The organism is Bacillus cereus group sp. BfR-BA-01330 (assembly GCF_022663885.1).
Lineage (GTDB): Bacteria > Bacillota > Bacilli > Bacillales > Bacillaceae_G > Bacillus_A > Bacillus_A cereus.
Genome location: NZ_JAKUGK010000005.1, coordinates 13,550 through 39,699 on the forward strand (window position 1 = coordinate 13,550; position 26,150 = coordinate 39,699).

The window sequence follows — 26,150 nt, forward strand, 5'->3', positions numbered from 1 at the left end:
TTTCGCGCAGTGGGACAACAAGTGAATATTTTATTTGCAGTATCAGAATGTGTACCGTTTGTGAAATCGGGAGGATTAGCTGATGTAGCGGGTGCGCTCCCAAAAGAGCTAAAAAAATTAGGAGTGGACGTTCGTATTATACTTCCGAATTATAGTCTCATTCCGCAAAAGTTAAGAGATGGATGTACGTTACATAAAGTAATTAACGTCCCTCTTGGGTGGAGAAATCAATATTGTGGAATTTTAAAAGGTGAGCAAGACGGAATTACGTATTACTTAATAGATAATGAATATTATTTTAAGAGAGATTCTCTGTATGGTCATTATGATGACGGAGAGCGTTTTTCTTATTTCTCAAAAGCAGTGTTAGAGTGTATTCCGCACCTTGATTTTGAAGTGGATGTTCTTCATAGCCATGATTGGCATACGGCTATGGTTAATTTCTTACTTCGTGAAAAGTATCAAGATAACCCGTTATATGAGCGTATTAAAACGGTATATACAATTCATAACTTGCAGTTCCAAGGAGTATTTCCTCCTGAAGTGATGTACGACTTGTTAGAGCTTGGTGATGAATATTTTCATAGTGAGCAGCTAGAGTTTTATGGAAACGTAAACTTTATGAAAGGCGGTATTATTGCTTCGGATCAAATTACAGCGGTGAGCCCGACGTATAAGGAAGAAATTCAATATGAATTTTTCGGTGAGAAGTTAGATGGATTACTGCGAAAATATAATGATAAGCTTAGCGGCATTGTAAATGGTATTGATACGAGCGTATATAATCCAGAAACGGATTCGTATATTAAGGCCCAGTATGATGCAGGTTCATTATATGAAAAGAGTGAAAATAAACGCGCCTTGCAGCGTTATTTTGGTTTGCCAGAAAAAGAGGATACACCAATTATTTCAATGGTAACGAGATTAACGAAGCAAAAAGGTCTTGATTTAGTACGTACTGTATTCCGCGAAATAATGGAAGAAGATGTACAATGTATTATTTTAGGTTCAGGTGATTCGGAATATGAGCAATTCTTTGAGTGGATGGCATATGAGTATCCGGAGAAGGTAAAAGTTTATATCGGATTTAATGAAGAATTAGCTCACCAAGTGTATGCGGGAAGCGATTTGTTTTTAATGCCATCGCTGTTTGAACCGTGTGGACTTGGACAACTTATCGCATTAGCATACGGTACGATTCCAATTGTAAGAGAAACAGGTGGGTTAAACGATACGGTACATTCTTATGATGAAGAAACTGGAGAAGGAAATGGTTTCAGTTTCACGAATTTTAATGCACATGACATGCTGCATACGATTCATCGTGCAATTGAATTCTATCATGATAAACCAGTGTGGGAGCAGCTTGTAAAACAAGCGATGACTGAAGATTATAGCTGGGAGCAATCGGCTCTTGCTTATAAGGAATTGTATAAAAGTCTCATGGAATAACATGTAGGTGGTGAAAAAATGTTTACTCATGTTGAAAGTTTTAAATCAACTTTTCTAGAAAAGTTAGAGACGATGTATGGTAAAAGTTTTAAAGATTCTACAACTCGTGATCAATATAATACACTCGGCCATATGGTACGTGAGTATATGAATAGTCAATGGATTGCAACGAACGAGAGTTATCGATCCGGAGAGCAAAAGCAAATGTATTACTTGTCTATTGAGTTTTTGCTTGGACGTTTGCTTGGAAGTAACATCTTGAATTTAGGTATTCGAGATGTATGCGAGCAGGGGTTATCTGAACTAGGGATTTCGTTACAAGAGTTAGAAGAAGTGGAAGCAGATGCAGGCCTTGGTAATGGTGGGCTTGGACGCTTAGCAGCCTGTTTTCTCGATTCACTCGCATCTTTAAACTTACCAGGACATGGCTGTGGAATTCGTTATAAACATGGTTTGTTTGATCAGAAAATTGTTGATGGTTATCAAGTTGAATTTCCAGAACAGTGGCTTCTTCATGAAAACGTATGGGAAGTAAGAAGGTATGATCAAGCTGTAGAAGTAAGTTATTTCGGCAGTGTTGAACCGCTAGAAATTGACGGGCGTTTAGAGTTTAGGCATACAAATGCAGAAGTCATTATGGCCGTGCCATATGATGTGCCGGTAGTTGGCTATGAGACGAGTACTGTAAATACACTTAGACTTTGGAATGCTGAACCAGTTCCTTTCCCGCAAAACTGCAAAGATATTTTGAAATATAAGCGTGAAACAGAGGCTGTATCGGAGTTTTTATATCCAGATGATACGCATGATGAGGGAAAAATACTTCGTTTAAAACAACAGTATTTCCTCGTATCAGCAAGTTTGCAAAATATCGTTCGAATGCATAGAGAAAGATATGGTGACCTTCGTCAACTACATGAAAAAATTGCGATCCACATTAACGATACACATCCGGTTTTAGCAATTCCGGAACTGATGCGTATTTTACTAGACGAAGAAAAGTTAGCATGGGAAGAAGCTTGGCACATAACGACGCAGACGATTTCTTATACGAATCATACGACGTTATCAGAAGCGCTCGAAAAGTGGCCAATTCACATTTTTAAACCGTTATTACCGAGAATTTATATGATTATTGAAGAGATTAATGAACGTTTCTGTCATGAACTGTGGGAACAGTATCCATATGAGTGGGATCGTATTGAAGCAATGGCGATTATTGCACATGGCCTTGTGAAAATGGCTCATTTAGCGATTGTCGGTAGCCATAGCGTAAACGGTGTAGCAAAAATTCATACGGAAATATTAAAGCAGCGGGAAATGCGATTGTTTTATGAATTTTATCCAGATAAGTTTAATAATAAGACGAATGGAATTGCTCATAGGCGCTGGCTTATGAAAGCAAATCCACAGTTAACAAATCTCATTTCAGAGGCGATTGGAACGGAGTGGAAGAAAGAACCGATTAAGCTTCAAGAGCTACAATTAGTTCAATATGATGCGAGTTTCCAAGAGAAATTTGCAGAGGTAAAACAAGAGCGTAAAGAGATTTTAGCGGAGCGTATTCATAATACAATGGGGATTACCATTGATCCAAATTCTATTTTTGATGTGCAAGTGAAAAGATTACATGCTTATAAACGACAATTATTAAATGTTCTTCATATTTTATATTTGTATAACCGTTTGAAAGAGGATGCTAGTTTTACATTTTATCCGCGTACTTTTATTTTTGGAGCGAAAGCATCACCTGGCTATTATTACGCGAAAAAAATTATTAAATTAATAAATGAACTCGCAAGAAAAGTAAATAATGACCCGTATGTCAGTCAATATATGAAAGTTATCTTTCTAGAAAACTATCGAGTTTCTTTAGCTGAAGATATATTCCCAGCAGCGGATGTAAGTGAACAAATTTCAACGGCGAGTAAAGAAGCATCGGGAACAGGTAATATGAAATTTATGATGAATGGTGCGATTACACTCGGAACGCTAGACGGTGCTAACGTTGAAATAAAAGACCGGGTCGGTGAGGATAACTGTTTTATTTTCGGTTTAACAGCGGAAGAGGTTCTTCATTACTATCAAAATGGTGGATATCGTGCAAGTGATTATTATCACCACAATAGGCACATTAAAAAAGTAGTTGATCAATTAACAAATGGTTTCTTTGCACAATCGGGAGCTGAATTTGAAGCGATTTACGATTCTCTCGTTATTCAAAACGATGAATATTTCGTTCTGCGAGATTTTGGTCCGTATGCTGAAAGACAAGAAGCTGTTGGTAGAGCTTATGAGAACCGAACGAAGTGGCTAGAAATGTCTATTTTAAATATTGCACAGTCTGGTCATTTTGCGAGCGATCGAACGATTTTGCAGTACAGTAATGAAATTTGGGGTATCGGTAATGCAGTTAAACAGTTTTAAAGAGGTTGCTATATTGGGAGATATATTATCAATTTACCAACAAAAATGGATATTAATAAATAAAGCGAGCTTAATAAAATTAAGCTCGTTTTATTTATTTTGCTTAAGAAAGAAATGGAACAGTGGTATATATGATACCTGCCCCATCATACTCTCCTGTCGCAAAGTATGAAAATGTAAAGAAACCTGTAACCGTAAAAATTACAATAAGAAAAAGTGCGAAGATAAATTTTAACATGTAAGGTCCCCTCATCCAAAAATAACTTCATACATTATTATAGTATACGAATATTTTATTTCCAATTGTTTACTGGTTAAAAATGAGAAGTCAGACATGTTTTGTATGTTGTAATGGAATGATTATTTGTAATGGATTTTGTGTTTTTTGTAAATGTCATGTTGTGATGGACGTGTGCATACTCCCAATCATGATCATTAAAATTTATGTTTCGGGGAGGGAGAAGTGGGACGACATCGAACAAGTTGACGAAACGAAAGCTACTAGCTACTTGTAGTTTATAATAATTTCGAAAAGCGATATCTCCTACTTTTGGAGAAGCGAATGTATAAAGTCCATACTGTGCGAAGGCAGTATTTATACGTGCATCTAATATGTGTAATGTGGCAAGCGCGCCACCTAGACTATGCCCAGTAGCTAGCAGTTTTTTATGTGCTGGCAATGATACGAGCATATCCATAATAGAATCACGACAAGACTCATAAATAGAGAGAAAACCGTTATGGACATTTCCGCCATTTAAAGCATAAGGATAAGGTTTTTGATTGACGAGAGAATCAATAATCCAATCTGGATCTGTTTGAGTGCCTCTGAAGGCAACAATAATTGTATCCTCAGATTCTAATATAAATCCGAACCATTCTGTTGTTTGAATGGCCTTTCCTTGAAACCCTTGTACATATTGAAAACCATCTGGTATTTCGAAAATGCCATTTTGTTTATATTGTTCATACGTTAACTCACAACAAGAAGCTAACAGTATGGCAGTGTCTTTATCAAAGGATAAAGGAGTACGCATTAAGGAAGCCCTCCTTAAGAAAAAGTATAGTTTAATATATGCAGTGAGGAACTTGATTCATTCTTTTGGAGGTGGGGAATAGCTTGTATCGCTTATCTAAATCAGTGGAGGAAATTATAACGTCAAAATAAAACAGTGCCTGATAAGGGCACTGTTTACTCTTTTTCATCTCAAGGAATCGACTTTTTTAGTTATTCTTAATGAACTGACGCATGCGTTAGTTGCATAAGTAAGAGGTTTGAAAAAATAGCCTGTATATATTTGAACGATGAATAACTTACCTATTTTCTTGTGTTTGTTTACACTATATACAGAAAAATTTGAAAAACAAAACGTATTATTTATCTGTTTGTTTTTGCTTCTTTTTCAAATACTCCGTACGCAATTTTTCAAGTTGTTGCTTTTTATCAAATTTGGCAGGTTTCTGTTTTTCATGGAACTTTGCCACAGCTACCTGACTTTTGGAATCCAATTGATATTTTCCCACTTTGTTCACCTACTTTTCTTGTCTCTAAAGAGAATCTATTCAACAAATATAATATACCTTATTTTCCTGAAGTAAACCTTATTACTTTATTTTAACTGCTTTTTCTCGTTTGTAGACGTAACTTAAAACACCCTTTCACTGCATTACTGCAAGCACGGGTGTTTTAAGTTTATTATTTTATTAGTTGATGGCCATGCCTACATAAGGGCCCTTTTTACTCTTTCCCATCTAATAAACGACCAAGTCCACCTAATACACTACCTTCGCCGGTACTTTGCGCTGCTGGGCTTGTAAGGCGTGCTGCTAATCGGCTAAGTGTTAAGGACTGAATCCAAACTGTTCCAGGACCTTCTAATGTTGCGAAGAATAAACCCTCGCCGCCAAATAGAGCTGTTTTTACTTTACCAACGAATTCGATATCATAGTTAATATCTTTTGTCATGGCAACGAGACAACCTGTATCAATGCGAAGTTTCTCACCAGGTTTTAATTCACGTTTATATACAGTTCCACCTGCGTGCATGAAAGCAAGGCCATCACCTTCAAGTTTCTGCATGATGAAACCTTCACCACCGAAGAAACCAGTTCCTATTTTTTTCGTAAATTCAATTCCGATGGAAACACCTTTTGCGGCACAAAGAAAGGCATCTTTTTGACAAACTACTTTTCCTTGATACTCTGTTAAATCTACAGGAATAATTTTACCAGGATAAGGAGCAGCAAATGAGACGTGGCGTTTGCCGTGACCTGTATTTGTAAATACAGTCATAAACATACTTTCGCCTGTAACGAGACGTTTACCAGCGCCCATTAATTTTCCGAATAAACCTCCAGATGGGCCAGAACCATCACCAAAGATTGTTTCCATTTCTATGTAATCTTCCATCATCATCATTGCACCAGCTTCTGCGATCACGCTTTCTTCTGGATCTAACTCAATTTCAACAAACTGCATATCATCGCCATATAACTTATACTCAATTTCATGTGCTCTCATTTTTTTCACCTCGTATGTAATAGATACTTATATTGTACAGAATTTAGTAGGATTAGAATACTTTAGTTTTGTTAATTTTCAAATAAAGTGGAACCAACCAAAACTGATTATCAGCTCCCGCTAATCAAGCTGTCCGCAAATGGCGGGATAATATATGAATATGGAAATTCAACATTATATTAAAATTATAAAAAAATGGTGGAATGAAAGTGTTCTCATTTGACGTTTTGGATATAGCGTGATATAGTGAAATCACTATTGAGCTACATAATGTGGTACGGAAATAAAGCACGTTGAATTAAAGGCTGTAAGCTTGTTATACATTCATGTCCTTTATATCCACCTTTTCATGTGGATTCATAGTTTCATTTTTATTTAGGAGGTACATGACATGCAAACAGGTAAAGTTAAATGGTTCAACAGCGAAAAAGGTTTCGGTTTCATCGAAGTTGAAGGTGGAGACGATGTATTCGTTCACTTCTCAGCTATCCAAGGTGACGGATTCAAAACTTTAGAAGAAGGTCAAGAAGTTTCTTTCGAAATCGTTGAAGGTAACCGTGGACCACAAGCTGCTAACGTTACAAAAAACTAATTAGCTAGCGATAAAAAGCATTCCGATTTTCGGAATGCTTTTTTTTATTCTTTGGAACTAGATTCATTTGAAGATAATTCACCTTTGAAGGTACGTTCTTCAAAATCATCAAGCATTTGTTCATATTCTTCATGCTCTTCTGTAGCGAAAACTTGTGGGTTTTTCCCGTACATATCCGTACCGATAAAGTTTTCAAAATCCTCCACGTAGCCTACGTTTTCTTCACTATTTACATACATGCCATTATAGTTTTTTGAATCTTGTCTTTCTAAATCAGACGGCGTTTCAGATGTTCCGTAATTTGCGACATCTTGCCACGCATCTTCCGCATCGTACTCAACAGAATTGTCCTCATCATGCTTGTGGAAAGAAGGAGACAACACTTCTTCTTCAACTGGTCGTGTATTCATATTTAACTTATTTGTCGCGTGCTGGATGCATGTTGTAGCAGTCGGCATTGCTTCCAATCTTTCAAATGGAATCTCTTCGCCAGACACTTCGCAAATGCCGTACGTACCCGCTTCTATTTTTTGCAAGGCATGTTTCGTGTCCTCAAGCTGTTTATGCCAAAGTTCAATAAGCCCGAAGTCTTTTTCCCGTTCATATAGCTCTGTAGCCATATCACCTGGATGGTTGTCATAGCTAGACAGTTCTCCTACTGAGTCACGTTCAGAAGCACGATCTGTATTTTCATGAGTTTGTATCGTTTGCTCTAGTTCTTGTTTTTGTTTTTCTAAAATGGATTTAAATTGACCTACTTGTTGTGGAGTTAACATAGTCGTCCACCTTCCTACAATTCAGTTTCTTTACATAGTATGAGCGTTGAGAGTAGGAATTATGAGATGAATTTTAGATATGAAAAAGGAGCCGCATAAGCAGCTCCTTTTATAGAAAGTATCCAAGTAATAATCCGATTCCCATTAGGAAACCGAAGATTGTATTTGTTTTTGCTGTTGCAATCATCGCAGGTACCATTTCCATCGGAATGCTTTTGCCGATAAAGCCTTTCGTCGCTTTAAATGCTTTCGGCGCACTTAAAAATACGATAAGCATCCATGGTGATACGATGCCCACGATAATTAAAGCAATTGTCCAAATGTAGGAAACGATGAACATCGAAGCAAGTACACCAACCGCTCGCTCGCGTCCAACGAGAATTGCTAACGTTTTACGACCGTTTTCTTTATCGCCATCCAAGTCACGAATATTATTGGCTAGTAAAATGGCACCAATTAAAATGGAGCTTGGAATAGATAGTAAAATGACTTCTGATGTTACAGTTCCAGTTTGAATAAAGAATGAAATCCCAATAATAATGACACCCATAAATAATCCGGCTGTCAACTCTCCAAATGGTGTATATGCAATTGGAAGTGGGCCACCTGTATAAAGGTAAGCAACGGCCATACAAACAAGACCGATTGCAGCAAGCCACCAGCTAGAATTTATACAAATATAAACACCTAATAGTATTGCGATGCCGAAAAATCCCAATGCTAAGTTAAGCACTGTTTTTGGCTGAATGCCATCGCGAACGATAGCGCCGCCGATACCAACTGAACCTTCGTGATCGAGTCCTCTTTTATAATCAAAGTATTCATTAAACATGTTTGTTGCTGCTTGAATGAGAAGACAAGCAAGAAGCATCATAAGGAAAAGAGGAAGATGTATTTGATTTATACCTCCGACCTGCATCGAATATGCTGTTCCGATGAAAACAGGTACGAAAGCGGCTGTTAATGTATGGGGACGTAGTAAACTCCACCAGATGCGCCAGCCTGTTTGCTTACTTGGCTTTGGCGCCGTAGGAGAGGAATTCGTTTTGACGTTCATTTCCATGTTGAATCCTCCTTTGGTCACATATTGTACACAACTAAGTGTAGAAAAAGCATCATTTAGTGTCAACGTTTATTTTCTAGGAAGAGAAGGTGAATTTCTCAGAAATGCTAAACGTTGACAGGCCTTTCGTTTGAGGTGTATCTTAAAATCAAGCGTAATTATGACTATTTTTCGCCCATAGGGGGGAGACAATTGTGATTCAAACGAAACAAAAAGGCTTGCAAGAAGTTCTTATTGCAGCTATCAAGCGTGCAACTAACGAAAAAACATTGGTTAGTTTTGTAAAACAAATAGACTGGGTGGATCCGCTTCTGTTCTATGCAGCAGGAAAAAGGATTTCATTCGAAAATAGATGTTATTTTGCAGACCCGGCTCAGCATGTAATATTTGCAGGAATTGGCTCTGTTTTCACTATAACAAATTCTTCTCATAAGCGCTTTCAAACCGCTCGCGACGAGTGGGAGAAAGTAAAAGAGAATGCATTTGTCCAAAGAGATGAATATGAATTTGGAACGGGTCCGCTTTTATTTGGTGGTTTTTCATTTGATCCAGAAAAAGAGAAAACGGACCTATGGAAAGAATTTAAAGATACGACATTTTCACTACCAGCATTTTTATTAACTGTAAAAAATGAAAAAGCATGGTTAACGATGAATACATTTGTTTCAGCAACAGATTGTGCAGAAACTCTTTCTAACGAAATGATTTCTTTAGAAGAGAAGATTTTGGGAGAGATTAAATGTGCGCTAAACGGATCGAAATTGACTGTTATTTCTAAAGTAGAAGTGGATCCGAAAGGCTGGATGAAAGCAATTGAAAAAGTACAAGATGAGATGAAGCAGGGTAACGTGCAGAAGGTTGTATTGGCGAGGGAGCTAAAAGTAGAGATGAATCATTCGATTGATTCTGCTCTTGTTTTAGAAGCACTTCGCATTGGTCAACCGGATTGTTACGTATTTTCTTTTGATTATAAAGGAGCATGCTTCTTAGGAGCGACGCCTGAGAGATTAATTCGCAAAGAAGATGAGAAATTTACATCGATGTGTCTTGCGGGTTCAATCGGTCATGGTCATTCTATAGAAGAAAGTAAGCGAAATAGTAATGCGCTTCTTCATGATGAAAAGAATTTAGCTGAACATGGGTATGTTGTTAACATGATCCGCTCGGTACTAAATGAACATTGCGAATACGTTAATATTCCGGAAAGCCCAGGTTTATTAACAACGAAAAACTTAATTCACTTATATACGCCTGTAGAAGCAAAAGGCGATGCGAGTCTTTTAACAATGGTAGAAGAATTACATCCAACACCAGCTCTTGGCGGGACACCTCGTTTGGAAGCGATGAAACTGATCCGTGATGTTGAATTGTTAGACAGAGGGTTGTATGGTGCACCGATTGGCTGGATAGATGATGAAGGAAATGGTGAATTTGCGGTTGCGCTGCGCTGCGGATTATTAAACGGCGAGAAAGCATCCTTATTTGCCGGTTGTGGTATTGTAATTGATTCAATCCCGCAGCTTGAATATGAAGAAACAAGTTTGAAGTTTAGACCGATGCTTGGTGCTTTGGAGGAATTAATGAAATGAACAATCATATAGAAGCATTATCATATTATTTAGGCGCGTTCGTGGATGAACTGACGCGTCTAGATGTATGTGATGTTGTCATTAGTCCAGGCTCACGGTCAACGCCGATTGCTTTACTAATGGAACAACACGAAGGAATGAACACATATTTACATGTAGATGAAAGATCAGCAGGGTTTTTCGCGCTCGGTATTGCGAAAGCAAAAAAACGCCCAGTAGCATTATTATGTACGTCAGGAACAGCAGCAGCGAACTATTATCCAGCTGTATGTGAAGCTTTTCATTCAAGGATCCCACTTATCGTCTTAACAGCGGATAGACCGCATGAATTAAGAGATGTGGGTGCACCACAAGCAATGAATCAATTTAATTTATACGGTACTTTTGTGAAACAATTTACAGAGATGGCACTGCCAGAAGCAAGTGAAGCGATGTATCATTACGCTCGTATGACGACGCAGCGTATAGTAGCAAATGCTTGTTTAGCACCGCAGGGTCCTGTTCATCTTAATTTTCCAGTTCGCGAGCCACTTATCCCTGATTTCTCACTAGAAAGCTTATGGGATAAAGGACGTAGTGAATATACAGGAGTAGTTCAGCAAGGAAACGCGGTGATGCCGAGTGAATATGTAGATTCTCTTGTAGGGCGCCTTTCACATATGGAAAAGGGGCTTATTATTTGTGGAGATGATAGTCATGCAGAAATCGCAATGTTTGCAACGCAACTAGCTGAAAAAACTGGCTATCCTATATTAGCAGACCCACTTTCTAATATTCGTAGCGGACACCACGATAAAACGATGGTAATTGACTGTTATGATACATTTTTACGAAATGAAAAGTTAAAAGAAACATGGAAACCGGACGTTTTAATTCGCTTTGGTGGTATGCCTGTTTCTAAATCATTAACGCAGTTCATAAAAAAACAAACAAAAGCAGTTCATATCGTTGTCGATGAATCAGGACAATGGAGAGATCCAGCTCTTGTTGCGACAGAAGTTGTGCAAGCAAGTGACATTGAATTCTGCAAGGCATTAATAGAAAAAATGCCAGTTATGAAAAAGAATGATTGGTCCCTAATGTGGCAACATATAAACGAAAAAACGAAGGAAACGCTTCGTGAAATGGAAACATATGAAACTGCATTTGAAGGAAAGGTTATTACAGATATTGTGCGCGTATTACCAGAAGACGCAACGTTATTTGCGAGCAATAGTATGCCAATTCGTGATACAGACTCATTCTTCTTCACATCGGATAAAAACATCCATGTGATGGCAAACCGTGGTGTAAATGGTATTGATGGAATCATTTCGACAGCTCTAGGAGCAAGCGTTATTTGCGATCCACTTGTATTAGTAATTGGTGATTTATCATTTTATCACGATTTAAACGGGCTGTTAGCAGCGAAATTACATGAATTAAACATAACAATTGTCGTTGTAAATAATGATGGTGGGGGTATTTTCTCATTCTTACCACAGTATGAGAAAAAGGAACATTTTGAATCATTATTTGGAACACCAATTGGACTTGATTATGAGCATGTTGTCAAAATGTACGGCGGTTCATTTAGCCGTGTAAATGGTTGGGAGCAATTCCGAGAAGAAGTTCGAAAAGGAACGACGACAGAAGGTTTACACGTTGTGGAAATTTGTACGAATCGTGATGAAAACTTAACATTGCACCGTACGTTATGGGCAAAAACACAGGACGTAATTACTACATCGTTGCAAGGTGAATCAAAATGAACGTAACGCTGCAAGGTGTATCGTATGAATATGAAGTAGTCGGAAGCGGGGAACCACTTCTACTTCTTCATGGTTTTACGGGAAGCATGGAAACGTGGCGTTCTTTTATCTCTTCATGGGGTGAGCAGTTTCAAGTTATTGTAGTGGATCTTGTTGGGCACGGAAAGACGGAGAGTCCTGAAGATGTTGCGCATTATGATATCCGAAATGTGGCATTGCAAATGAAAGAACTACTAGATTACCTTCATATTGAAAAAGCACATATACTTGGCTACTCAATGGGAGGAAGACTGGCGATTACGATGGCATGTCTATATCCAGATTATGTACACTCTCTTTTATTAGAAAATTGTACAGCTGGGCTCGAAGACGAAGCGGATAGAAAAGAACGTCGTGAAAAAGATGATCGACTTGCCGATAAAATTGAGCGAGAAGGCATAGAAATTTTTGTATCCATGTGGGAAAATATTCCGCTTTTTGAAACGCAAAAACGTTTAGCAAAAAACGTACAAGAAGCGGTGCGAAAAGAACGACTTGCTAACAACCCAAAAGGGCTCGCAAATAGCTTGCGCGGCATGGGAACTGGGGCTCAGCCTTCATGGTGGGATGAGCTGAAAAACTTAAAAATACCTGTTCTTTTAATGAACGGAGAATATGATGAAAAGTTCTTCCGCATATTAAAAAACATCGAAAACTGCGTGTCTGATGCGAAATTTGTCAAAATTCATGGTGCTGGCCATGCAATTCATGTGGAACAACCGGAAAAGTTTGATACAATAGTAAAGGGATTTCTAAAAACTATGCAGTGATACTTTTTTCAGTAAGAAGGAAGCCACGCTTATAGGTGAAATCAGAAATATACAAGGAGGTAGTTGTAATGGCTATTGAATGGGTAAAAGAAGGCAATTACGAAGATATTATTTATTCAACATACAATGGTATCGCAAAAATTTCGATTAACCGTCCTGAAGTACATAACGCATTCCGCCCAAAAACGGTAATGGAGTTAATCGATGCTTTTGCACAAGCTCGTGATGATGCAAATGTTGGCGTTATCATTTTAACAGGTGAAGGTGGACGTGCATTCTGTTCTGGCGGCGACCAAAAAGTTCGCGGTCATGGCGGATATGTAGGTGACGACCAAATCCCACGTCTAAACGTATTAGACTTACAACGTCTAATTCGCGCAATTCCTAAACCAGTTATCGCAATGGTAGCAGGTTATGCAATCGGTGGTGGACACGTACTTCATATCGTATGTGACTTAACAATCGCTGCAGACAACGCTGTATTCGGACAAACAGGTCCTAAAGTAGGAAGCTTTGACGGTGGATACGGAGCTGGTTACTTAGCTCGTATGGTAGGCCACAAGAAAGCTCGCGAAATTTGGTACCTATGCCGTCAATACAACGCTCAAGAAGCGCTTGATATGGGCTTAGTAAACACTGTAGTACCATTAGAAGAGCTTGAAGCAGAAACAGTACAATGGGCACAAGAAATTTTAGCAAACAGCCCAATGGCACTTCGTTTCCTAAAAGCTGCATTCAACGCAGACACAGACGGTCTAGCTGGTATTCAACAACTAGCTGGAGATGCAACGTTATTGTACTACACAACTGACGAAGCAAAAGAAGGTCGCGACGCATTCAAAGAAAAACGCAGTCCGGACTTCGGTCAATTCCCTCGTTTCCCGTGATCAAACCAAAAGCGGAAGCGGCTTGCTTAGAACAAGAGGGCGTTGGAACTCCTGACGTAGAGGCGCTTTTTGCCTCGTAGGAAGGCGTGAAACGACCGACTGTTCTAGCCGCTGTAGCTGGATGAAACCAAAAGCGAAAGCAGCTCGTTCAGAATGTGAGGGGGATGGAGCTTCTGACGTAGAGGCGCTTTTTGCCTCGTAGGAAGAAGTGAAGCCACCGAGCATTCTAGCTGCTGTAGCTGGATAAGACCAAACCGGAAACAAAACAACTAAGAGACTTGATATCATATCAAGTCTCTTTCTTTCATGAAAGGAGAATGAATGATGGAGACGATGCCAAATTGGTTAATGCAACGTGCATTTTTAACACCAGATCGCACTGCAATTGAAATAGAGGAAGAGAAAGTTACTTTTATGGAGCTGCATGAAAAAGTAGTATCTGTTTGTGAACACCTCACGCATGTTGGAGTGGAGCGAGGGCAAAAGGTGGCTGTTCTGATGAAAAATGGTATGGAGATGATTACAGTTATTCACGCCCTATCTTATGTAGGTGCAGTAGCTGTGCTTTTAAATACGCGTCTTTCAAGAGAAGAGCTACTTTGGCAAATGGATGATGCTGAAGTTGTTTGTTTAGTAACGGATCAAGATTTTGATGCTAAAGATGTTCCTGTTTATTCATTCGCCGAAGTGATGAATGGACCAAAAGAGGAAGCCTCTATACAAGAAGAGTTTTCTTTAGAAGAAGCGATGACAATTATTTATACGTCTGGGACGACAGGCAAACCGAAAGGCGTTATTTTAACGTACGGCAATCATTGGGCAAGCGCAGTCGGTTCGTCGCTTAATTTAGGACTTCGTGATGATGATTGTTGGTTAGCCTGCATGCCGATGTTCCATGTTGGCGGGCTATCTCTTTTAATGAAAAATATTATGTATGGCATGCGCATTTTACTCGTTCCGAAATATGATGCTGATTTTATTCATAAAGCACTTCAAACGAGAGGAGTAACAATTATTTCTGTCGTTTCTAAAATGTTAACTGATTTATTAGAGCGACTTGGGGCAGAGACATATCCATCTTCTTTACGATGCATGTTACTTGGCGGAGGACCAGCGCCAAAACCACTATTAGAAGCATGTGTAGAAAAAGGAATTCCTGTATATCAAACGTACGGTATGACAGAAACATCTTCGCAAATTTGTACGTTATCCGCAGATTATATGTTAACGAAAGTAGGATCAGCTGGAAAACCACTATTTCAGTGCCGACTTCGTATTGAAAAAGATGGCGTAGTAGTGCCACCATTTGCGGAAGGTGAGATTGTAGTAAAAGGACCGAACGTAACAGGCGGTTACTTTAACCGTGAAGATGCGACGCGAGAGACTATTCAAAACGGATGGCTTCATACCGGCGACCTCGGTTATTTAGACGAAGAAGGGTTTTTATACGTATTAGATCGCCGCAGTGATTTAATTATTTCTGGCGGAGAGAATATATACCCAGCTCAAATTGAAGAAGTGTTACTCTCCCATCCGGCAGTAGCGGAAGCTGGCGTTGTCGGTATGTCTGACGACAAATGGGGACAAGTACCAGCTGCTTTTGTTGTGAAAAGCGGGGCGGTAACAGAAGAAGAAATTCTTCACTTTTGCGAGGAGAAATTAGCGAAATATAAAGTGCCGAAGAAAGCATGTTTCTTAGAGGAATTACCACGTAACGCTTCGAAAAAATTGTTAAGACGAGAGCTAAGACAATTAGTGGAGGAGATGTAGGTGGAAATAAAAAAAGCGACACTGTATATAACAGAAATGCCACTCGTAATCCCGTTTGCTGCAAGCTACGGGACCTACGAAAAGCGTGAGAGTATCGTTATTGAATTAGAGGATACGGACGGGTACATTGGATTTGGGGAAGTCGTTGCATTCTCTGAACCGTGGTATACGGAAGAAACGGTGAAGACAGCGCTGCATGTACTGCAAGACTTTTTAATACCTGATTTATTAAAGGCTGAAATTTCTCATCCGAATGAGGTACCGGGTCTATTTCAACATATAAAAAGAAACCGAATGGCAAAGGCCGGAATTGAAGGGGCTGTTTGGGATTTATATGCGAAACGTCAAAAGAAATCGTTAGCGACATTGCTTGGCGGAACGAAGTCTGAAATTGAAGTCGGCGTTGTAATTGGGATCAATACAATTCCGGTTATGTTAAAACAAATCGAGAAGTACGCAGAAGAAGGATACGAGCGTTTTAAAGTAAAAATAAAACCGGGGCATGATTATGAGTTATTGAAAGAAATTCGTAAAGAGTTTCCGCATATCCCGCTAATGGCAGATGCAAATTCAGCATATACATTAGGGGATACGGAGAGGCTGAAACGACTAGATGAATTCCAATTAATGATGATTGAACAACCGTTAGCGGATTACGATTTTCTCGATCACGCGGAATTGCAAAAGAAAATTGAAACGCCGATTTGTTTAGATGAAAGTATTCATAGTTTAGAAGATGCACGCGTTGCGATTACGCTTGGTAGCTGCCAAATTGTGAACATTAAACCAGGGCGAGTGGGCGGATTAACAGAATCAATCCAAATCCATAATTATTGTATGGAACATAACGTACCCGTTTGGTGCGGTGGTATGGTAGAGATGGGGATTTCACGAGCGCAAAATGTTGCTCTTGCGTCATTGCCTAACTTTACGATTCCAGGGGATATATCTGCTTCTAGTAGACATTGGGAGCAGGATATTATTTGGCCGGAAGTGACGCTTGAGGGCGGGAAAGTGATGGTGCCGCAAAGTGTTGATGCTGAGTATGAAGTAGATCGCGGAAGATTGGCGGAAATCACGAAGCAGCGGATTGTTTTGGAGCGGTAAGTTGAGTTTTTCAAATAGCGGGCGGATTTTGTCGTTCATTGTCGGTAAGTCGATATATTTCAATAATTGCTGATATAATTTGAGTTACGGTCGATATAATTAGAAAATCGCTGATATAATTTTATTTACCAAGGTTACTCTAACGAGTAGCCTTTTTGTATTGTACAAATTGGATAGACTAGTTTACAATCGAGCGTATAAAAATGGAATGAAAAAGGGGGAGTAAAATGAAGCGCATTTCAATTTTAATAGCGGATGACGAGGCAGAAATTGCTGATTTAATTGAGATACATTTAGAAAAAGAAGGGTACCATGTTGTGAAGGCTGCGGATGGGGAAGAGGCGGTTCATATTATTGAAACGCAGCCAATCGACTTGGTAATTTTAGATATTATGATGCCGAAAATGGATGGGTATGAGGTGACGCGTCAAATTCGCACGAAACATCATATGCCGATTATTTTTTTAAGCGCGAAAACTTCGGACTTTGATAAGGTGACAGGTCTTGTACTAGGCGCGGATGATTATATGACGAAGCCTTTCACACCGATTGAATTAGTTGCACGTGTAAATGCACAACTGCGTAGGTTTTTTACGTTAAATCAACCGAAAGTAGCGGAGAGTAAATCTGCTTTAGAAATAGGCGGAGTCGTAATTAATCCCGAGCGTAGGACGGTTGATGTATATGGTGAGCAAATTGAATTAACGCCGAAAGAGTTTGATATTTTATATTTATTAGCGAGTCATCCGAAGAAAGTGTACAATGTAGAAAATATTTTTCAGCACGTATGGGCAGACGATTATTATGAAGGTGGAAATACAGTAATGGTACATATTCGTACGTTGCGGAAGAAACTTGGAGAAGATAAAAGAAAGGATAAATTAATAAAAACAGTGTGGGGAGTAGGTTATACTTTTAATGGCTAATATGATGAAAAGTTTTCGATTTAAAATGATTGCCTTATTTGCGTTAAGTATGGTACTTGCAGCAACTGTAACTTATATAATTTATAAAGGATTGCAGCTGTATTATAAAACGATGGTTCGCTACGAAGAGCCTTTAGCACAATTTAGGTCAATGGTAAGGGAATTTGGAGACATTAATTTCTTTTTAATTTTCTTTATTCCGTTATCTATTATCTTTTTCTTCTTTTTGACAAAATCGTATTTAAAATACTTTGATGAAATTTCTAATGGGATTCATCATCTTGCGAACGGTAACTTTACGAATAAAGTTCAAGTTTCATCAAATGATGAGTTTGGAAATATCGCGCGTGAAATAAATGTTGCAAGTGAAAAGTTAAAAGAAGCTGTTGAAAGAGGAGACTTTGCTGAAAGTAGTAAAGATCAGCTTGTTGTGAATTTAGCTCATGATTTAAGAACACCATTAACATCCGTGTTAGGATATTTAGATTTAATTCTTAAAGATGAAAATTTAACAAAAGAACAAATTAAACATTTCTCCACAATTGCATATACAAAATCGCAAAGACTGGAAAGTTTAATTGATGAGCTATTTGAAATTACACGTATGAATTATGGCATGCTAAAGCTGGATAAAAAGCCGATTGATATAAGTGAGTTGCTTATACAGTTAGAGGAGGAATTGTATCCGTTATTAGAAAAACATCATTTAGAAGCTAGATTGAATGTTGATCCTCATTTACCGATGCACGGTGATGGAAAATTGTTAGCTAGAGTATTTGAAAACTTGTTAACAAATGCCGTTCGTTACGGCTATGATGGACAATTTGTTGATATGAATGGGTATGTTGATAATGGAGAAGTTGTCGTACAAATTATGAATTACGGAGATAGCATCCCGGAAGAAGATTTACCGTATCTTTTTGATATGTTTTATACAGGTGATAAGGCGAGGTCAGAGAACCGTGGCGGGACAGGCCTTGGATTATTCATTGCGAAAAATATTGTCGAGCAACATAACGGTACGATTTCTGCTGAGAGCAATGTAGTTAGAACGATATTTGAAGTACGATTGCCAAAAGACGAGAATGTAACAATTTAATAAAAATTTAAACTTTACCCCACTTTTTATTTTAATAGTTTTTTCTATTCTATACGTAAGTTACGTTAAGGAGGAACTAGAAATGAAAAAGTGGGTATTTATTTCTTTTTTTATAGTATGCACAGTATGTGTAGGCTTTTATATATCACCGTTATTTCAAAAGGAAATCGACGTTAAAATTGTCGGGAAAGATGAGCTAGTAAAGGCGGCAAACACCGATGGGAAAGAGATTACGAAGGAACAAATTTATAAGGGCGATTTATTATTAGTTAACAGGGATTACCCAGTAAAAAAAGATAGTATTAGGTCTGATATTATAAATGTAAATCATAATAGTGAATTAGTGAGAGGCTATGTAATATTTGATAGAAATCTTCGTTTATCAAAGGATGTTGTGAAAAAGTTTTTGAACGTTGTCGATGCGGCTGGAAAAGAAAGTGTTAACCATTTTTTGATTAGTAGTGGCTATAGAGATTTCCAAGAGCAAAAACAGCTATATGAAAAAATGGGATCTGATTATGCACTTCCAGCAGGATATAGTGAACATAATTTAGGATTATCACTGGACATTGGGTCTACTCAAAAGAAAATGGAGAAAGCGCCTGAAGGAAAATGGATTGAAGAGAACGTATGGAAGCATGGCTTTGTATTACGTTATCCGAAAAATAAAAGTAACATTACAGGCATTCAATATGAGCCATGGCATATACGTTATGTAGGCTTACCTCATAGCGCAATTATGCAAAAAAAGAATTTCACACTAGAGGAATATTTAGAGTTTTTAAAAGAGGAAAAAGAGATTTCAACTGAAGTAGAAGGTAAGAAATATACTGTTTCTTATTATAAAATTTCTGAGAATATGAAAGTGAACGTTCCAGCAAACAAGCAGTATGAAATTTCCGGGAACAATATGGATGGGGTTATTGTGACGGTTCAGGAATAGAAAAAGAGGTTGTTCCGTTTGAAGCAACCTCTTCGTATATATAAGAAAGGGATTGATGTTTTTTGTCGGTAAATCGATATTCTTTGTCGAATCGTTAATATATTATAAGTTATGATAGATATAATTGAAAAATCGTTGATATATTGTAAGTTATGATAGATATATTCAAAAAATCGTTGATATAATTTCCTATACTATTAGCATTTTGGAGGAGCATCTTTTTATGTATTTTTAAACATTATAACGTTATATTTACTTCCCCCTTTTTTTGTGTTACGCTAAACGTGTGAAAGAGATATAAAAATGAAACTTTAATGTAAGCGTATTCTTATGGCTTCTTATAGAAAAGGGTGGAAGTACAATGACAGAACGATTCGTACTACGTAATGTGAAACGTGTGAACGGGGAAGAGATTGACATTGTAATTGAAAATAATAAAATCGCACAGGTGACGAAAGCTGGTGCTGGCGAGGGTGGAAGGATTCTTGATTACTCTGGTACTTACGTATCGAGTGGCTGGATTGATTTGCACGTTCACGCTTTTCCAGAGTTTGATCCGTATGGCGATGAAGTGGATGAAATTGGCGTTAAGCAAGGGGTAACGACAATTGTTGATGCGGGTAGCTGCGGTGCTGATTGTATTGCAGATTTAGTAAAAAGTAGAGAGCAGGCAAAAACGAATTTATTTGCCTTTTTGAATATTTCTCGCATCGGTTTAAAACGAATTGATGAATTATCCAATATGGAATGGATAGATAAAGAGAAAGTAATAGAAGCAGTAGAAAAGTATAAAGATGTAATCGTTGGGTTAAAAGCGAGAATGAGTAAAAGCGTCGTTTGTGATAGTGGAATTGAACCGCTTCATGTAGCGCGCTCTTTATCCCGTGAAACATCATTACCGATTATGGTACATATCGGTTCAGCGCCTCCTCGCATTGAGGAAGTTGTACCTCTTTTAGAAAAAGATGATGTTATTACACATTACTTAAACGGGAAAGAAAATAATTTATTTGATGAAGAAGGAAAACCGCTACCTGTGTTACTAGATGCAGTGAATCGCGGCGTACATTTAGATGTTGGTCATGGTAATGCTAGTTTTTCTTTTAAAGTAGCAGAGGCGGCGAAGCGTCACGGTATTGCCTTTCATACAATTAGTACAGATATTTACCGAAAGAATCGTATACACGGTCCAGTATATAGTATGGCTCACGTTCTTTCGAAATTCCTTTACTTAGGTTATCCGCTAGAAGAAGTGATTGATGCGGTTACGAAAAATGCGGCAGAGTGGCTTAAGAAACCAGAGCTTGGCCGTATTCAAGAAGGAGATATTGCAAACTTAACTTTATTTACGGTTAAAGATGAGAAGGTTACGTTAATTGATTCAGAAGGGGATCAGCGCATTGCTGAAAGAAGGATTGATACGAAAGGGGTTGTAATTAATGGGTCATTCATTGAATGCTAAGTACGGATTAAAAAGAGTAATTAATGCGAGCGGTAGAATGAGTATTTTAGGTGTATCTGCTCCTACAGATACAGTAATGGATGCGATGAAACATGGTGGACAAAATTATGTGGAAATTGCTGATTTAGTAGATAAAGCAGGAGACCATATTGCGAGAATTCTAGATTCAGAGGCAGCGGTCGTTGTGAATTCAGCATCGAGCGGAATTGCGCTTTCTATCGCTGGTATCGTTACAGAAGGAAATCGCCGTAAAAGTGAAAGACTTCATCAAGAAGTAATCGCGAAAAACGAAGTGATTATGTTAAAAGGTCATAACGTTCAATACGGTGCTCCTGTTGAAACGATGATTTACTTAGGCGGCGGTAAACTTGTAGAAGTTGGCTATGCAAATGAAGGGAAAGCAGAGCATATTGAAGATGCAATTGGTGAAAATACAGCAGCGATTCTGTATGTGAAATCACATCATGCAGTGCAAAAAAATATGATTTCTGTTGAAGAAGCATGGGAAGTTGCGCAGCGAAATAAAGTACCGCTTATCGTGGATGCAGCAGCTGAAGAAGACATTCAAAAATATGTGAAGTATTCAGATCTTGCTATTTATAGCGGTTCAAAGGCAATTGAAGGACCTACTTCTGGTATTGTGGGCGGTAAAAGAAAGTATATTGAATGGCTGAAAGTGCAATTACATTGTATCGGAAGAAGCATGAAAGTTGGGAAAGAAACAACTTTTGGTTTACTTCAAGCACTTGATGAGTACGGAGTAAAAGAAGATAAGAGCGAGCAAGAAAAAGAATTGCTACAAGTACTTATGCCGCTAAAAGAATTAAATGGTGTAAATGTAACGATCGTTCAAGATGAAGCTGGAAGAGCAATCTTTAGAGCACGTATTCATATTAACGAAAAAGAGTTAAATAAATCGGCAAAAGACGTTGTGGCTGCATTACGCGACGGGGAAATTGCAATTTACACACGTGATTACGGAGTAAGACAAGGGTTCTTTGATATCGATCCACGTCCACTTCAAGGTGATGACATACATGTAATTGAAGAAAAAATGAGAGCAATTGTAGGGGGAAACTAAAATGACAAACATTCAAAAACGTTTTTATAAAGGCCGCGTAGCATTAAATGTATTGGCAAACAATATAGAAAATGCGAAAGATATTTTTGAAGCAGCAGAAGGTTATGTAGTAGTGGGAGTGTTATCAAAAGACTATCCAACAGTAGAAGAAGCTGTTACAGCTATGAAAGCATATGGAAAAGAAATTGATGACGCTGTATCAATCGGACTAGGCGCAGGAGATAATCGCCAAGCGGCAGTTGTGGCTGAAATTGCGAAGCATTATCCTGGTAGCCATATTAACCAAGTGTTTCCTTCAGTTGGAGCGACACGTGCAAATCTTGGCGAAAAAGATAGCTGGATTAATAGTTTAGTATCGCCAACAGGAAAAGTAGGTTACGTAAATATTTCTACTGGCCCAATTAGTGCGGCTGGAGAAGAAAAAGCAATCGTTCCAATTAAAACAGCGATTGCACTTGTACGTGATATGGGCGGAAATTCATTGAAGTACTTCCCGATGAAAGGGCTAGCCCATGAAGAAGAATATCGCGCAGTTGCGAAAGCTTGTGCGGAAGAAGGATTCGCATTAGAGCCAACAGGCGGAATTGATAAAGAAAACTTCGAAACAATTGTACGTATTGCGCTTGAGGCAAATGTAGAGCAAGTTATCCCGCACGTGTACTCTTCTATTATTGATAAAGAAACTGGTAACACGAAAGTAGAAGATGTGCGTGAATTATTAGCAGTCGTGAAGAAGCTAGTTGATCAATATGCGTAAGAAAATTGCAGCGTTCGGCGAAGTAATGATGCGCCTGCAAGTACCTGGATATGAATTGTTGTCGCAAGCTAACACGTTAAATTACTCATTTTCAGGTACAGGTGTGAACGTTGTAGCGGCACTTTCTCACTTAGGGCATGAAGGGCTTCTTATTTCAACTTTACCGGAAAATTCGGTTGGAGATGCAGCTGTATCTTACATTCAAAAGTTAGGAATTCAAACTTCTCTTGTTTCAAGAGGTGGTAAATATGTAGGTATGTATTTTTTAGAAAATGGATTCGGTGCACGTGCAAGCCGCGTTACGTATTCGAATCGACTAGAAAGTAGCTTCAATACGGCGTCTGAAGAGATATACCAATTTGAAGAAATTGCTAAGGAAATTGATATCGTTCATTTTTGCGGTATTACACTTGCGATGAATGATACGGTGCGCCATCATATGAAGTCTTTAGCGAGAGCAGTTAAAGAAAACGGAGGAACCGTCGTTTTTGATTGTAATTATCGTCCATCACTTTGGGGAGAAGACGGATATGAACAGGCAAAACCGCATTATGAAGAAATGCTGGGACTTGCTGATATCGTTATGATGAATGAAAAAGATGCGATGTTCGTTCTTGGGATGAAAACAGAAGAGACGGAGCGTGAGGCACAGCTACTGGATCTCATTCCAAAGGTAGCTGAAACGTATCATATCGCTACAATTGCTGGTACTCATCGCTCTATTAACAGTGATAATACACATTCGCTTCGCGGGTTTATATATAAAGATGGAACGTTCACTTTTGCAAAAACACTTACGTTTACTGTATATGATAGAATAGGTGCTGGAGATGCTTATACGAGCGGAATTATTCATGGCGAGATAAAAGAGTTTGCATCAGAGAAAGCTGTTTCATTTGCGTCAGCAGCTGGAATGCTAGCACATACAATCGTCGGTGATACGCCAATGTCATCAGAGAAAGATATACTTCGGGCGATGACGGCATCAGTAGGTGATGTAGAAAGGTAGTGGGTGTAACAGTGAACGTAACGAGGAAAAAAGGACCATTATATTTACAAATAAAAAATATTATTCGTGATCGAATATTGCATGGCGTATATGCGATTCATACGAATATTCCTTCCGAACCGCAGTTAGAAGAAGAGTTCAAAGTGAGTAAAATTACAGTGCGAAATGCGATTAAAGAACTCGCTCAAGAAGGATATTTGGAAAAGAAAAGCGGTAAAGGAACGAAAGTCATCCGCAATACTTCTGCGACAAAACTGTCAAAGGGTAAGAAATTTACAGAAGTGTTAGTGGAAGAAGGATATAAAGTACAGAAGAAATTGCTAAAAGCAGAAATTGTGCAGAATGAAGAAGGAACAGTGCCATTTCGATTATTCGGTAAGGAAAGTTTTCGTATTGAACGTTTATATACGTTAAATGATGCACCGTACATTCATTATACGCACTATTTCTCAGCAGGAATGGTAAGTTCAGATTTATCGGATTTTGACTTGCAATCGCTTTATGATTTAGTTGAAGACCGAGGTATTCATTTAGAAAACTTCAGAGATGAATTCGCTGTTGGACTCGCGCCTAGTTTCGTTGCAGAAGCGCTAGGTGAAAAAGAGGGGACAGCGCTATTAAAACGCATGCGTTATTCTTACGATGAAGTTGGCGAAGTAATTGAATATAGCGAAGGCTACTACAATACAGAAATGCAGCATTATGTAGTGAATTATGACGTATAAAAAAGAGGGGATTTTCCCTCTTTTTTTATAAAGTAAGGAGAATGGGAGATGGATATATACTTATTAATCGTCACGTTACTTGCGATTGCGATTGTTATTTTAGGGGTATCATGGTGGAAATGGCATGCATTTATTAGTTTAACAGTTGCGAGTTTGTTTTTAGCTATCATGTCTGGACTGAACTTAACGAAAATAGTGACTACCTATGAAACTGGTGTTGGTAGTGTACTAGGGCATTTAGTTGGTATTTTAGCTCTCGGAACAATTTTAGGGAAAATGATGTCCGATTCAGGGGCCGGCATGCAAGTGGCAGATTTCTTTATTCGATTTTTCGGTGTAAAGAAACTACCTTGGGCTATGTTATTTGCAGGATTTGTTATAGGGATTCCAGTGTTTTTTGAAGTGGGGATCGTCATTTTATTACCACTTGTTATTTCCATTCGAAAAACGACGAAGCAAAATATATTATTAATTGCGTTACCTGTCATTGCAGGATTATCTATTGTTCACGGGCTCGTGCCTCCGCATCCAGGGGCGATGACAGCAATCGGTATTTATAACGCGAACTTAGGAAAGGTACTTTTATATTCATTAATTATCGCGTTACCAACAGCCATTATCGCAGGACCGATATTTGCAAAGTGGGTACATAAAAGGGTGATACCTGAAAATGAACCAGAGCTTATTCGGGTTACGACTGTCTCAACTGATTTGCCAAGTCGTAAAGTTTCATTCTTTATTATTTTACTACCAGTTGTATTGATGATTTTATCAGTAGTTGCACCATATATTTCATTACCGAAAAAATTGACTGAATTTTTCGTGTTTATAGGAAGTCCAGTAATCGCCTTACTTATTTCATGTTTCGCAGCATTTTATTTACTTGGTATCAAACAAGGTATTAATAAAAAGATGATTAAAAAATTAACAGATGAAAGTTTATTGCCTGTCGGTTCTATTATTTTAATAATTGGTGCAGGCGGTGGATTTAAACAAATATTAATTGAAAGCGGCGTTGGAACAGCTATTGCACAAATGGCAGAACATATTTCGTTATCACCAATCGTATTAGCTTTCATGGTAGCTGGTTTAATTCGAATTGCAACAGGTTCAGCTACAGTAGCATTAACGACAGCAGCAGGGATTGTTTCACCAGTTATTCAGCACATGTCTGGTGTGAATTTAGAGCTTCTCGTTATTGCAACCGGTGCAGGTTCATTAATGTTTTCTCACGTAAATGATGCAGGGTTCTGGCTTGTAAAAGAGTATTTAGGTTTGACGGTGAAGGAAACGTTTAAAACGTGGACGGTACTCGAGACATTGTTATCATTTATTGCATTTGGTTTTGCTCTTTTGTTGAATATGTTTCTTTAGGAGAGGAGATCAGATTTAAACGAATAAAAC

The 26,150-nt window shown here is 38.3% G+C and carries 24 protein-coding genes; 18 read left to right on the forward strand and 6 right to left on the reverse strand.

Translation table 11 applies throughout. From position 1 onward, the window contains the following. The first annotated feature begins 21 nt into the window (after positions 1–21). Positions 22–1,452, forward strand: coding sequence for a glycogen synthase GlgA (gene glgA, locus MR112_RS15180; protein WP_242245094.1), 1,431 nt, complete (start codon positions 22–24; stop codon positions 1,450–1,452). Positions 1,453–1,470: 18 nt separating this feature from the next. Further along, on the forward strand, positions 1,471–3,879 hold the full coding sequence (gene glgP / locus MR112_RS15185) for a glycogen phosphorylase (RefSeq protein WP_242245095.1): 2,409 nt from the start codon (positions 1,471–1,473) through the stop codon (positions 3,877–3,879). A gap of 103 nt (positions 3,880–3,982) precedes the next feature. Here the strand turns inward: glgP and MR112_RS28780 are convergent, their stop codons facing one another. The 4 genes from MR112_RS28780 to MR112_RS15200 all read right to left on the reverse strand — a co-directional run bounded on the left by MR112_RS28780 (position 3,983) and on the right by MR112_RS15200 (position 6,400). Next, a complete protein-coding gene (locus MR112_RS28780) occupies positions 3,983–4,117 on the reverse strand; it encodes a hypothetical protein (protein WP_000911075.1) in 135 nt (44 codons plus the stop codon). Between the two features lie 76 nt (positions 4,118–4,193). Further along, entirely contained in the window at positions 4,194–4,916 is a 723-nt protein-coding gene (locus tag MR112_RS15190) for a lipase family protein (RefSeq protein WP_001260111.1), read from the reverse strand. 337 nt (positions 4,917–5,253) lie between these two features. Continuing rightward, complete coding sequence (locus MR112_RS15195; RefSeq protein ID WP_000521639.1) at positions 5,254–5,403, reverse strand: hypothetical protein; 150 nt, start codon at positions 5,401–5,403, stop codon at positions 5,254–5,256. 214 nt (positions 5,404–5,617) lie between these two features. Next, on the reverse strand, positions 5,618–6,400 hold the full coding sequence (locus MR112_RS15200) for a TIGR00266 family protein (RefSeq protein ID WP_025709976.1): 783 nt from the start codon (positions 6,398–6,400) through the stop codon (positions 5,618–5,620). 391 nt (positions 6,401–6,791) lie between these two features. Between MR112_RS15200 and cspD the strand changes: the two genes are divergently transcribed. Beyond that, positions 6,792–6,992: a cold-shock protein CspD gene (gene cspD, locus MR112_RS15205; RefSeq protein WP_001193054.1), complete on the forward strand. Its 201-nt coding sequence runs from the start codon at positions 6,792–6,794 to the stop codon at positions 6,990–6,992. A 44-nt stretch (positions 6,993–7,036) separates the two neighbouring features. Here cspD and MR112_RS15210 read toward each other — a convergent pair whose 3' ends face one another. Next, positions 7,037–7,768: a yteA family sporulation protein gene (locus tag MR112_RS15210; protein ID WP_000957396.1), complete on the reverse strand. Its 732-nt coding sequence runs from the start codon at positions 7,766–7,768 to the stop codon at positions 7,037–7,039. A gap of 109 nt (positions 7,769–7,877) precedes the next feature. Beyond that, positions 7,878–8,831, reverse strand: coding sequence for a 1,4-dihydroxy-2-naphthoate polyprenyltransferase (locus tag MR112_RS15215; RefSeq protein WP_242245096.1), 954 nt, complete (start codon positions 8,829–8,831; stop codon positions 7,878–7,880). 194 nt (positions 8,832–9,025) lie between these two features. Here MR112_RS15215 and MR112_RS15220 point away from each other — a divergent pair, with 194 nt between their 5' ends. The 15 genes from MR112_RS15220 (at position 9,026) to gntP (ending at position 26,120) form a co-directional block, all read left to right on the forward strand. After that, positions 9,026–10,420 (forward strand): isochorismate synthase, encoded by a 1,395-nt coding sequence (locus tag MR112_RS15220; protein WP_242245097.1) that lies wholly within the window; start codon positions 9,026–9,028, stop codon positions 10,418–10,420. Next, a complete protein-coding gene (menD, locus tag MR112_RS15225) occupies positions 10,417–12,171 on the forward strand; it encodes a 2-succinyl-5-enolpyruvyl-6-hydroxy-3-cyclohexene-1-carboxylic-acid synthase (protein ID WP_001059189.1) in 1,755 nt (584 codons plus the stop codon). The genes MR112_RS15220 and menD overlap by 4 nt, the downstream gene beginning before the upstream one ends. Next, the gene (gene menH, locus MR112_RS15230) at positions 12,168–12,980 is read left to right on the forward strand and encodes a 2-succinyl-6-hydroxy-2,4-cyclohexadiene-1-carboxylate synthase (protein ID WP_144560725.1); all 813 of its coding nucleotides are present in this window, start codon (positions 12,168–12,170) and stop codon (positions 12,978–12,980) included. Before menD ends, menH begins: the two co-directional genes overlap by 4 nt. 68 nt (positions 12,981–13,048) lie before the next feature. Continuing rightward, complete coding sequence (menB, locus tag MR112_RS15235; protein WP_000963881.1) at positions 13,049–13,867, forward strand: 1,4-dihydroxy-2-naphthoyl-CoA synthase; 819 nt, start codon at positions 13,049–13,051, stop codon at positions 13,865–13,867. A gap of 324 nt (positions 13,868–14,191) precedes the next feature. Then, positions 14,192–15,637 carry an o-succinylbenzoate--CoA ligase gene (locus MR112_RS15240; protein ID WP_242245098.1) on the forward strand — a complete coding sequence of 482 codons (1,446 nt, stop codon included), beginning with the start codon at positions 14,192–14,194 and terminating at the stop codon, positions 15,635–15,637. Further along, complete coding sequence (menC, locus tag MR112_RS15245; RefSeq protein WP_242245099.1) at positions 15,638–16,744, forward strand: o-succinylbenzoate synthase; 1,107 nt, start codon at positions 15,638–15,640, stop codon at positions 16,742–16,744. Between the two features lie 227 nt (positions 16,745–16,971). Continuing rightward, positions 16,972–17,670 carry a response regulator transcription factor gene (locus tag MR112_RS15250; RefSeq protein ID WP_000822509.1) on the forward strand — a complete coding sequence of 233 codons (699 nt, stop codon included), beginning with the start codon at positions 16,972–16,974 and terminating at the stop codon, positions 17,668–17,670. Further along, positions 17,663–18,769 (forward strand): sensor histidine kinase, encoded by a 1,107-nt coding sequence (locus MR112_RS15255; RefSeq protein ID WP_048656656.1) that lies wholly within the window; start codon positions 17,663–17,665, stop codon positions 18,767–18,769. Before MR112_RS15250 ends, MR112_RS15255 begins: the two co-directional genes overlap by 8 nt. Before the next feature lie 82 nt (positions 18,770–18,851). After that, positions 18,852–19,712 carry a M15 family metallopeptidase gene (locus tag MR112_RS15260; RefSeq protein WP_242245100.1) on the forward strand — a complete coding sequence of 287 codons (861 nt, stop codon included), beginning with the start codon at positions 18,852–18,854 and terminating at the stop codon, positions 19,710–19,712. A 361-nt stretch (positions 19,713–20,073) separates the two neighbouring features. After that, positions 20,074–21,174: an amidohydrolase/deacetylase family metallohydrolase gene (locus MR112_RS15265; protein WP_242245101.1), complete on the forward strand. Its 1,101-nt coding sequence runs from the start codon at positions 20,074–20,076 to the stop codon at positions 21,172–21,174. Then, positions 21,152–22,255, forward strand: a complete 1,104-nt coding sequence (locus tag MR112_RS15270; RefSeq protein ID WP_242245102.1) for a DgaE family pyridoxal phosphate-dependent ammonia lyase — start codon at positions 21,152–21,154, stop codon at positions 22,253–22,255. The genes MR112_RS15265 and MR112_RS15270 overlap by 23 nt, the downstream gene beginning before the upstream one ends. A 1-nt stretch (position 22,256) precedes the next feature. Further along, entirely contained in the window at positions 22,257–23,012 is a 756-nt protein-coding gene (gene dagF / locus MR112_RS15275; RefSeq protein WP_000181907.1) for a 2-dehydro-3-deoxy-phosphogluconate aldolase, read from the forward strand. After that, on the forward strand, positions 23,005–24,021 hold the full coding sequence (locus MR112_RS15280) for a sugar kinase (protein WP_242245103.1): 1,017 nt from the start codon (positions 23,005–23,007) through the stop codon (positions 24,019–24,021). The genes dagF and MR112_RS15280 overlap by 8 nt, the downstream gene beginning before the upstream one ends. Further along, positions 24,021–24,746: a GntR family transcriptional regulator gene (locus MR112_RS15285; protein WP_242245104.1), complete on the forward strand. Its 726-nt coding sequence runs from the start codon at positions 24,021–24,023 to the stop codon at positions 24,744–24,746. The genes MR112_RS15280 and MR112_RS15285 overlap by 1 nt, the downstream gene beginning before the upstream one ends. 48 nt (positions 24,747–24,794) lie before the next feature. Continuing rightward, complete coding sequence (gene gntP / locus MR112_RS15290; protein ID WP_242245105.1) at positions 24,795–26,120, forward strand: gluconate permease GntP; 1,326 nt, start codon at positions 24,795–24,797, stop codon at positions 26,118–26,120. Positions 26,121–26,150 lie beyond the last annotated feature (30 nt).